Origin of the sequence: Streptomyces sioyaensis (assembly GCF_004122735.1) — a bacterium.
GTDB classification, from domain to species: domain Bacteria; phylum Actinomycetota; class Actinomycetes; order Streptomycetales; family Streptomycetaceae; genus Streptomyces; species Streptomyces sioyaensis.
Genome location: NZ_SDIF01000172.1, coordinates 1 through 10,089, shown reverse-complemented (window position 1 = coordinate 10,089; position 10,089 = coordinate 1). Strand labels below are relative to the sequence as shown.

Below are 10,089 nucleotides of genomic sequence, written 5' to 3'. Positions count from 1 at the left end.
GGTTCGGGGGTGGGGGTGGGCCCGCGGGCGCAAAAATCCCCGTCTTCGGCACCGTGTCCCCCAGGCGGACCAGCGGTGAGCCGAGGTCCAGCCGGACCGGCGGGCCGGATGTTGCCGGGACGGTGGCGGGCCCTACGGACGGGACGATTGCCGGCTCCACGGACGGCACGGTTGCCGGTCCCAAGGGCGGCACGGTGGCGGGCCCCGCGGGCTCCACGGACGCCGCGGTGGCGAACGCCGCGGTGGCGGACGCCCCGGTGGCGCGCGACACGGCGGCCGGCGGGGCGGTCCCGCCCCGGCCCGCCAGCCGGTCCCAGCGCGGGTTCAGCCCCTCGGCCCACAGGGCGGCGGCCAGCCGGCGCAGCGGTGCCGTTCCGGCGTCGCCGGAGCCGGCCGCCGCGACGGCGAGATGGTCCTGTCCGTGGAGGGTGTCGGCCACGAACCCGGTGAGGCTGCCGGCGCCGACCTGGACGAAGGCGCGTACGCCCGTCTCGTACAGCCGCCTGGTCAGCTCCTGGAAGCGGACCGGCTCCAGCAGGTGGCGCAGCACCAACCGGCGTACCGCGGGCGGGTCTTCGGGAAACGTGGCGACCGTGGTGGCCGACCACACGGGGAGCTGCGGGTCCCGTTGCGGCAGGGCGTCGAACGCGGCGCCCACCTGGTCCAGGTAGGGCGCCCACATCGGCGTGTGGAAGCCGGACCGGAAGGGCATCTCCTGGGCGTGTACGCCCTGCTCCGCGAGTCTGCGCACGGCCTCGGCCAGCTGCCCGGGGTCCCCGCAGATCACCGACTGGTGCGGGCAGTTGTCGTGGCTGACCGCGACCCGGTCCAGCCCCGTGAGCGCCGCGGCCGCCTGTGCGGCGCCGCAGCCCAGGGCCGCGTAGACCAGGTCGGGTACGGCGAGCGAGGTGGGCCGCAGCGAGCCGAGGAAGGCGTCCACGGCCTGCGGCGGATACATGCCGGCGACCACCATCGCGGTCCATTCGCCGAGGCTGTGGCCCGCCAGCAGATCGGGGGCGATGCCCAGTTCGCGCAGTGCGCGGGCGAGCAGCCGTCCGGTGGTGAGGGTGTCGACGGCCCGCTCGACCAGTCCCGCGCCGCCGGTGACCCGGGGCCGGGGCAGCGCCAGCAGGTCGGCGATCCCGTCCACCGAGGGCGGCAACTCGGCCTCCAGCCCCGGGAAGAGGAACGCGAGCCGGGCTCCCGGATCCGCGGCGTACGGCCCGAAGAAGGGAGTCGGGGTGAACCACACCTCGCCGCGGCCGCGCCAGGGCAGGGCGCGCGCGAGGATCTTGGCGGCCAGGGCGCGGCGCCGCGGGGTGGGGTCGGGCAGCGCGAGCCGGCAGGGACGGTGGTGCGCGGGGACGCCGGTGTCCGCGTCCGCGCCCCGCTCCCCCGCCTTCCGTAATTCCTCGGCGAGTTCGCCGGGGGTGTCCGCGGTGAGCCAGTAGGTGCGCTCCGGCTCCGCGATCCACAACGGGGAGCTCCGGCGCACGGGCGGCGCATCGGAGCTGCGTCGTCCCCGTCCTCCCGGTCCTCCCGGTCCTCCCGGTCCTCCCGGTGCTTCCTCCAGGACGGCGTGGGCGTTGATCCCGCCGAAGCCGAAGGCGTTGACGCCCGCCCGTAGTGGCGCCGGTCCGGCGTCCCAGGGTTCGGCCGCGGTGACCGGCCGCATACGGGTGCGTGCCAGGTCCTCGTGCGGCTCGTCGAGGTGCAGGGTCGGCGGCAGGGTGCGGTGGTGGACGGCGAGGGCGGCCTTGATCAGTCCGGCGATGCCGGCGGCCTGCATGGTGTGGCCGAGCATCGACTTCACCGAGCCCAGGCCGACCGGCGCCCGGCCCGCCCCGGGCGGCCCGAACACCCTGGCCAGGGTGGCCAGTTCGGTGCGGTCGCCCACCGGGGTCCCGGTGCCGTGCGCCTCCAGCAGCCCGAGCGCGCCGGGGGCCGCCGGGTCGAGGCCCGCACCGTGCCAGGCCTGCGCCAGCGCCTGGACCTGGCCCTCGACCTCGGGGCTCATCAGGCTCGCGGTACGCCCGTCGCCCGCCACCCCCACCCCGCGGATCACGGCGTACACCCGGTCCCCGTCGCGCTCGGCGTCGGTCAGCCGCTTGAGCAGGACGACACCGGTGCCTTCGGACAGCAGGGTCCCGTCGGCCCGGCGGTCGAAGGGGCGGATGTGCTGGGTGGGGCTGAGCGCGCGCAGCTGGGTGAAGACGCTCCACAGGGTGGCGATGTGGCAGTGGTGCACGGCTCCGGCGACCACGAGGTCGCAGCGGCCGGCGGCCAGCAGATCGACGGCCTGTGCCACGGCCAGCAGGGAGGAGGCGCAGGCCGCGTCGAGGGTGTAGGCGGGGCCGCGGAAGTCCAGCCGGTTGGCGGTCCGGGCGGCGGTGAAGCTGGGGACCAGGCCGATGGAGGCCTCCGGCGCCTCGGGCCCCAGGCTCGCCCGGAAGGCCTCCCGGACGGCCGCGATCTTCTCCTCCCCCAGTTCCGGGGCGAGTTCGCGCAGGGTGGCGGCGAGCTGATGGGCCGTACGGACCCGCTGGTCCAGGCGGGCGGTGGCCACGCCCATGTAGCCGCCGCGGCCGAGGATGACGCTGATACGGGAGCGGTCGGCGGGCAGCCGCTCCTGGCCGCCCGCGTCGGCGATGGCGTCGGCGATCACCCGCAGGGCGAGCAGCTGATCGGGCTCGGCTCCCGGGACCGCGGCGGGCATGATGCCGAAGCGGGTGGGGTCGAAGACGGCCAGCTCGTCCAGGAAGCCGCCCCGCCGGCAGTAGAAGCGGTCGCTGCGGGCGGGGCTCTCGGCGCCGTGCGGGTCGTAGTAGACCTCCGGGTCCCAGCGGCCCGGCGGCACGTCGGTGATGCAGTCCGTACCTGCCACCAGGTTGCGCCAGTAGGCGGCGAGGTCGCCGGCGCCGGGGAAGAGCGCCCCCATGCCGACGATCGCGGCGTCGGTGGGCCGGGGTCCGGAATGCCGGGGTCCGGCGGCACTGGACCCGACGGGCCAGGGCGGGGCCTCAGTCATCGTCCGCCGCCCGGCCGTTCGCTTCCGCCGCCAGCACGACCTGGGCCGCGGTGCCCCGCGCCAGCTCGTCCAGGAGGGCGGCGACCGCGGCGTCGGGATCCAGGAGCGCGACACCGCGGCGGGCGTAGGCGCGCTCCAGTTCCTCGGTGACCATGCCGCCGCCGGTGGCGGCCCAGGGTCCCCAGTCGACGGCGAGGACGCGGCCGGGCGCCCGGGCCGACCAGGCCACGGCGAGGGTGTCCAGGGCGTCGTTGGCGGCGGCGTAGTCGGCCTGGCCGCGGTTGCCGAAGACCCCGGCGACGCTGCCGAAGAGGACGAGGAATCCGGTGTCCTCGCCGGCGGCCGACAGCAGATGGCGGGCGCCGTCGACCTTGGTGGCGAAGACCCGGGCGAACGAGGCCGGGTCCTTGTCCCGCAGCAGCCTGTCCTCCAGGGTCCCCGCGCCGTGCACGATCCCGTCGAGGCGGCCGTGCCGGGCCCGGATGTCGTGCACCACGGCGCGTACGGCGCTCTCGTCGGTGACGTCGGCGGCGTGGTAGCGCACGGAGGCGGCGAGCGGTTCCAGGGCGGCGAGGGTGCCGGCGATCTCGCGCCGGGCCAGCACCCGGCCGGCCGCCGCCTCGATCTCGGCGGGCCGGCGCAGGCCCTGGGCGATCAGCGCGGCACGCAGCGCGATGCGGTCGTGGGCGTGCGCGAGTGCCGGGTCCTCGGGGGTGTCCTCCAGGGGAGTGCGTCCCAGGAGTTCGACGTGACAGCCGTGGGCACGGGCCAGGGCGAGCGCCGTACGGGCGGTGATCCCGCGGGCTCCGCCGGTCAGCAGCACCACGGAGCCGGGGCCGAGCGGGGGCCGGCCGGTGGCGGTGCCGTCGTGGGGCAGCGGGGCGGGGACGGCGCGCAGGGTGGTGCGGGCGCCCCGGGCGTGGCCGACGACGACCGGCTCGCCGGGGGCGCACAGTTCGCCGAGGAGCTGGGCGGCGATCCGTTCGGGGCGGTCCTTGGGGTCGATGTCCACGGCGCGGATCAGGGCGTCGGGGTATTCGAGGGCGGCCGTCCGGGCGAAGCCGCGCAGCCCGGCGCCGGGCAGCGGGTCGGGGGCGTCGCCGACGGCGTCCCGGCCGAAGGTGCCGCCGGCCGCGGTGGCCAGCAGCAGCCACCGGCTCCCGCCGGTCAGTGCGCCGCGCAGTGCGGCGTACTGACCGGGCAGGACGGCTCCGTGGCCGGCCCGCAGCGCGCTGAGGTCCACCACTCCGGCGACCCCGTCACCGGTGAGACCGGCCAGCCGCTCGGCGGGGACGGTGCGCACCCGTGCGCCATGGCTCTCCAGGAGGGCGGTGAGGGCCAGCGCCACTCCCTGGCCGTCCTCGACCACGGCGAAGTCGAGCCCGGCCACCACCTCGGCGGGCGGCCGGCCGGCGGGCGGGCCGAGGGGGACGGCCCGGACCAGGGAGCGGGTCGGGGGCAACGGGGCCGGTCCGCCGCCGGGTTCGTCCGGTCCGACGGAGCCCACGGGGCCGCGCGGGGCGGGAGGAGCGGTGGGCACCACCGGTGCGGGCGTGCCCGGTGCGGGCCCGGACGGCGCGGGGGCCGGTTCGGAGGCCGGTGCGGGCTCGGCGCGCGCGGCGGCGATCCAGTCGACGATGCCGCTGATGGTCTTGACCCGGGCGAGCTGTTCCACCGCCGATTCCGTGGCCCCGCCGGCGTCCTGCGGCAGTCCGATCCGGTCGGCCAGCGCGCCGATGATCTCCACCCGCTTGATGGAGTCCACCGAGAGATCGGCCTCCAGGTCGAGCCCGGCGTCGAGCATCTCGCGCGGATAGCCGGTCCGGGTGTGGATGATCTCCCGTACGGCGTCGAGGAGTTCCTCGGGGCTCAGCCGCACGGCCTCGGCGGGTGCCGTCGCCGGTGGCGTGGCGGCGGCCTCGGCGGGGGCCTCGGCGGGGGCCTGTGTCACGGCGGGTGCGGGGGACGACAACACCGCCCGCTCCGCCGCCGGCACCGGCCCGGAGGCCTCGCCCTCTCCCAAGTAGCGCAGGACGACGTCCCGTTGGGCGGCCACGAGCTCCCGCGTGGTCCGCAGGTACTCCAGCACCGCATCCTGCCGGACGGGCCCGCCGGCCGCGGCGCTCCCTTCGTGCGGCGCGGCCGCGGTGTCCCCGGGGGTGTCCACCCGCCGCGCCGGGCGCAGCCCGCCCGGCAGACACGCGCCGTCGGCGGTGCGCACCACGTGCCCGTCCACCAGCCATCCCGGGCGGCGCGGTGCGGTCTCCGGCAGGATCTGCGTACGCCCGTGGAACAGGGCCTCCGGGTCGAGTTGGACCCCGGCCGCGGCGAGCCGGGCCAGGACGTGCGGCAGCCGGGCGAGCGCGGACTCGCCCGGTACGTCCAGCGGCACGGCGGTGTGCGGGCGGGCGCCGAGGATCTGCCCGACGAGCCCGGTGAGGACCCGGCCGGGGCCGGCCTCCACGAAGGTGCGCACCCCGGCGGCGTACATGTCCTCGATCTGGTCCACGAAGCGCACCGGCGCGGCGACCTGGCCCGCCAGGGTGCTCCGCAGCGCGGCCGGCGTGCCGTCGTACGGGCGGGCGGTGGCGCCGGACCAGACCGGGAAGGCGGGTGCGGACACCGCGGTGGCGTCCAGTTCGGCGGCGAGCGCCGTGCGGGCGGCGGCGAGCTGCGGGCTGTGGAACGCGCAGGCGACCGGCAGCCGCCGGGCGTCGAGACCGGCCGTGTGCAGGGCCGCCACGGCGCGGTCCACGGCGTCCGTCGGCCCCGAGAGCACGCTCTGGGCGGGGGCGTTGTGGTTGGCGACGACGACGCCGGTGCCGCCGGTCAGCTCTGCCACCCGGTCCGGCGCGGCCGCCACGGCGGCCATCGCCCCGGGGTCGTCCCCGGCGGCCGTGAGGATCGCGTCGGCCCGGCGGGCGCTGAGCCGGAGCAGCGCCTCGGTGTCGAAGGCGCCCGCGGCCCACAGGGCGGTCAGTTCGCCGTAGGAGTGCCCCGCCGTGCAGTCGGGCCGCACCCCGAGGGTGGTGAGCAGCCGGTGTGCGGCGGCGGAGGCGAGGCCGAGCGCCGGCTGGGCGACGCGGGTGTCGGTGAGGGCGGCCTGCTGGGCGGTCCGCTCGGCGGCGGTGAAGGCGGCGGGCGGGAACATGGCCGCGGTCCACTGCGGGTCGGCGCCGTCCAGGAGACCGCGCAGCGCGGGAAAGGCGGTGAACAACTCCGCCAGCATGCCGGTGCGCTGGCTGCCCTGGCCGGGGAAGAGGAAGGACACCAGACCGGGGTCGGCGTCCCGGGTGCGCAGGTACACCCCCTCGGCGGCGGTGAGCCCGCGAGCCGCCGCCAGTTTGCCGGCGAGGTCGTCGAGGTCCTCGGCCACCACGCAGATCTGTACCGGCCCCGGCGCCGAGGCGGTCTCCGCGGCCAGGTCGCGCAGCGGCCACGGCCGCCCGGCGGCGTCGTTGTCGGCCAGCCGCGCGGCGAGTCGCTCCACGGCCCGTACGGCGGCGGCACGGTCGGCCCCGCGGAAGCAGAAGAGTTCGGCGGGCCAGTCCTCCAGGGTGTGCGCGGGCTCGGGCGCGCCGCCGTAACCGGCCAGCACGGCGTGGTAGTTGGTGCCGCCGAAGCCGAAGGCGCTCACCCCGGCGACGCGCCGCTCCACGGGCACCGGCCAGGGGCGGGCGCTGACCGTGTCGAAGCGGAACGGGCCGGTGGCCGCGGCGTCGTCCGCGGCCGGGCGGGTCAGATGCAGGGTGGGCGGCCGCACGCCCGTGTGCACGGCGCGCGCGGCCTTGATGAGCCCGGCCAGCCCGGCCGCGCATTTGGTGTGCCCGATCTGGGACTTGACCGAACCCAGCGAGCAGCCGCCCGGTGCAGCGCCCGCGCCGTCGAACACCTCGGTGAGGACGGCGAGTTCGGTGCTGTCGCCGACGACGGTTCCGGTGCCGTGGGCTTCGAGGAGGCCCACCTGTGCGGGGCTGATTCCGGCCCGCCGGTAGGCGCGTTCCAGAGCGCGCCGCTGCCCCTCGGGCCGTGGGGCGGTCAGGCCGAGGGAGCGTCCGTCGCTGGAGGTGCCCACCGCCTTGACGACCGCGTAGATCCGGTCGCCGTCCCGCTCGGCGTCCGCGAGGCGCCGCAGCACCAGGCAGCCGACGCCCTCGCCCAGCGCGATCCCGTCGGCCGCGGCGTCGAACGGTCGGCAGCGGCCGGTGGGCGACAGGGCGCGGACGGACGCGAACATCAGGTAGTCGTTGATGCCGTTGTGCACATCGGCGCCGCCGCACAGGACCATGTCGCTGTCGTGGTCGCGCAGTTGCCGGCAGGCCAGGTCGAGCGCGGCGAGCGAGGAGGCGCAGGCGGCGTCCACGGTGCAGTTGGCGCCGCCCAGGTCGAGGCGGCTCGCGATCCGCCCGGCGATGACGTTGGCGAGCACGCCGGGGAAGGAGTCCTCGGTCAGCCGGGGCAGTTCGGCGTCGAGGGCGGGCGGGAGCGCTCCGAGGTAGCCCGGGTGCAGCGCGCGCAGCCCGTAGGCGCCGGCGAGTTCGGTGCCCGCCTCCGCGCCGAAGACGACGCCGGTGCGGGCGCGGTCGAAGTCCCGCTCGGCGTATCCGGCGTCCGCCAGGGCCTTGGCCGCCGCGTCGAGGGCGAGCAGCTGCACCGGTTCGATGCCGGTGAGGGAGGCCGGGGGGATGCCGTGGGCGAGCGCGTCGAAGGGGATCGGGGGCAGGAAGCCGCCCCAGCGCGAGGGGGTGCGCTCGCCCGCCCGCGCGGGGTCCGGGTCGTGGTAGGTCGCGGCGTCCCAGCGCTCGGCGGGCACCTCGGTGACGGAGTCGACGCCGTGGACGACGTGGGACCAGTAGCGGGCGGTGTCGGCCGCGCCCGGGAAGCAGCAGGCCATGCCGACGATGGCGATGTCCAGCGGAGCCGCCTGTGGGTCCGGGCGCCCGGCGGGCGGCCGGAACTGCTCCGCCCGTGCGCCGAGCAGGGCGGTGGCCCCGTCGGTCACCTCGCGGTGCAGCGCGGCGAGGGTGGTGGTGGCGCTGCGGGTGGTGGCGGCCTGGCCCAGCATGTACAGGCCCTCCCGGCGCTGTTCGGGCTCCCCCACCGGCGCCGGGCGCCCGCCGTCGGTGTGCCGCAGGCCCTTGCTCGCGAGGCGCAGCCGCCCGAGGTTGCGCCGCTCCAGCTCCTCCCAGCGGGCCCGCGGGTCCGTGCCGTCCGCGGCCAGCCGCCGTTCGGCCGCCGCGAACTCGTCGGCGTAGGCGGTCTCGGCGCAGCGGGTGGCATGGCCCGGCGCGGTCCGCAGCAGTACGGTCCGGTCGCAGGCCAGCGCGGTCTGCTGGAAGCCCGGGAGGACGGCGCCGGTGGCCACGGCCTCCTCGGTGAAGAGGTAGGCGGTGCCCATCAGGACTCCGAGGGTGGCGCCGTGTTCGGCGAGCGGGGCGGCGGCGGCCATGGCCATGGCGGCCGAGCGGGCGTCGTGGATGCCGCCGGCGAAGAGCACGTCCAGCTCCCGCGCCGTCCCGCCGGGTGCGCGGACGTGTGCCAGCAGGCGCTCGATCTGCTCCTCCCACAGCGGGAAGCTGGCCCGGGGGCCGATGTGGCCCCCACACTCCTGCCCTTCGAAGACGAATCTGCGGGCGCCCTCCGCGAGGTAGCGCTCCAGCAGGCCGGGCGAGGGGACATGGAGGTAGGTGCGGGTGCCGGCCGCTTCGAGGGGCGCGGCCTGGGCGGGCCGGCCGCCGGCGATCAGGGCGTAGGCGGGGGCGAACTCGGCCACCGCGGCGAGCTGTTCGGTGCGCAGCGCGGGCGGCGCGAAGCCGAGCAGGCCGACGCCCCAGGGCTTGGCGCCCAGCCGTTCGGCGGTCTCGGCCAGCAGCCGGCGCACCTGCTCGCCGTCCATGACGGCCAGGGCGAGGAAGGGCAGCCCGCCCTCGGCGGCCACGGCGGCGGCGAAGGCGGCCTCGTCACTGACCCGGGTCATCGGCCCCTGGACCACGGGGAGATGCCGGGCCCCGGGGCGGCGGGCCAGCGGGCGGGTGCGGGCCGCCGCCGCGAGGTGGCCGGTGACGGCGGCGCGTACGGCCTGCACGATGCCGGCGGTGGTGCGGTGGCGCGCGGCGAGCCGGGCGGCGAACGCCCCGTCCTGGCCGATGGGAAGCAGCTGGGCGGACAGGTCCCGGGCGCCGAGGAGTCCGGTGACACCTGCGGGGCCGAGGTCCTGGGCGGCGGCTCCCGCGCCGTCCGGGGCGAGAGCCGCGTCGGCGCCCGGCGGCGCGAAGCCGGGGCGCAGGAGGACCCGGTGGCCCGCGACGACCGTGGTCTCGCTGCCGTCCATGGCCCGGAGCGCGGCGGCGACCGCCCGGGGCAGCCGGTCCGCGCCCTCTGTGGTGAGCGCGAGCTGGGAGTCGAGCAGTACACCGGCCGCCCCGCCGGCGACGGCCGCGGCGGCGGTGTGCGGACCGATGCCCCCGGCGGCGAGGACGGGGACGGTCACGGCCGGGTCGGCCAGGATCCGCTGGAGCAGGACACAGGTGGTGAGTTCGCCCACCCGGCCGCCCGACTCATGGCCGCGGGCGACCAGCGCACCGACGCCGGCGGCACAGGCCGCCGCGGCCTCCTCGGGGGTGGTGACCTCGGCCCATACCCGGCGGCGTCCGCCGTCGGCCCAGTCCGCCGGGGTGGGTAACGGGGCCTGGGCCACAGCGCCGTGCGGTACGGCCGCGGCGTACGCCCGTGGATCGGCGAGCAGCACGGTGTCGACCTCGTCGGGCAGGTCGGCGGGGGTGCAGGGGCACCCCACCGGTATGCGCACGCCGTACGGCAGCGGCCCCGTCCGGGCCAGCGCCGCACGCGCCGTACCGGCGTCCCGGCCGAGGTCCAGCAGGCCGAGCGCGCCCGCGCGTGCGGCCGCCACGACGATCCGCTCGCCCGGCTCCTCGAACGGCGAGAGCACGACGACGAGATCGCGGTCGGGGGCCTCCGGATGCCGGGGCCCGGCGGGGTCGTGCGGACGTGCGCCGAGGGGCGGAGAAGCGGGGGCGGAAGAGCTGGGGAGAGGGGTGCCG

2 protein-coding genes are annotated in these 10,089 nt (G+C 77.6%); both read right to left on the bottom strand.

Annotated features, from left to right (window positions below):
- Nucleotides 1-3,028, bottom strand: a 3,028-nt coding sequence (locus EST54_RS31380) for a type I polyketide synthase (RefSeq protein WP_129251091.1), incomplete at its 3' end; no start/stop codon positions are given.
- Nucleotides 3,021-9,977: a type I polyketide synthase gene (locus tag EST54_RS31375; RefSeq protein ID WP_129251092.1), complete on the bottom strand. Its 6,957-nt coding sequence runs from the start codon at nucleotides 9,975-9,977 to the stop codon at nucleotides 3,021-3,023. The genes EST54_RS31380 and EST54_RS31375, both read right to left, overlap by 8 nt.
- Between the last annotated feature and the right edge of the window lie 112 nt (nucleotides 9,978-10,089).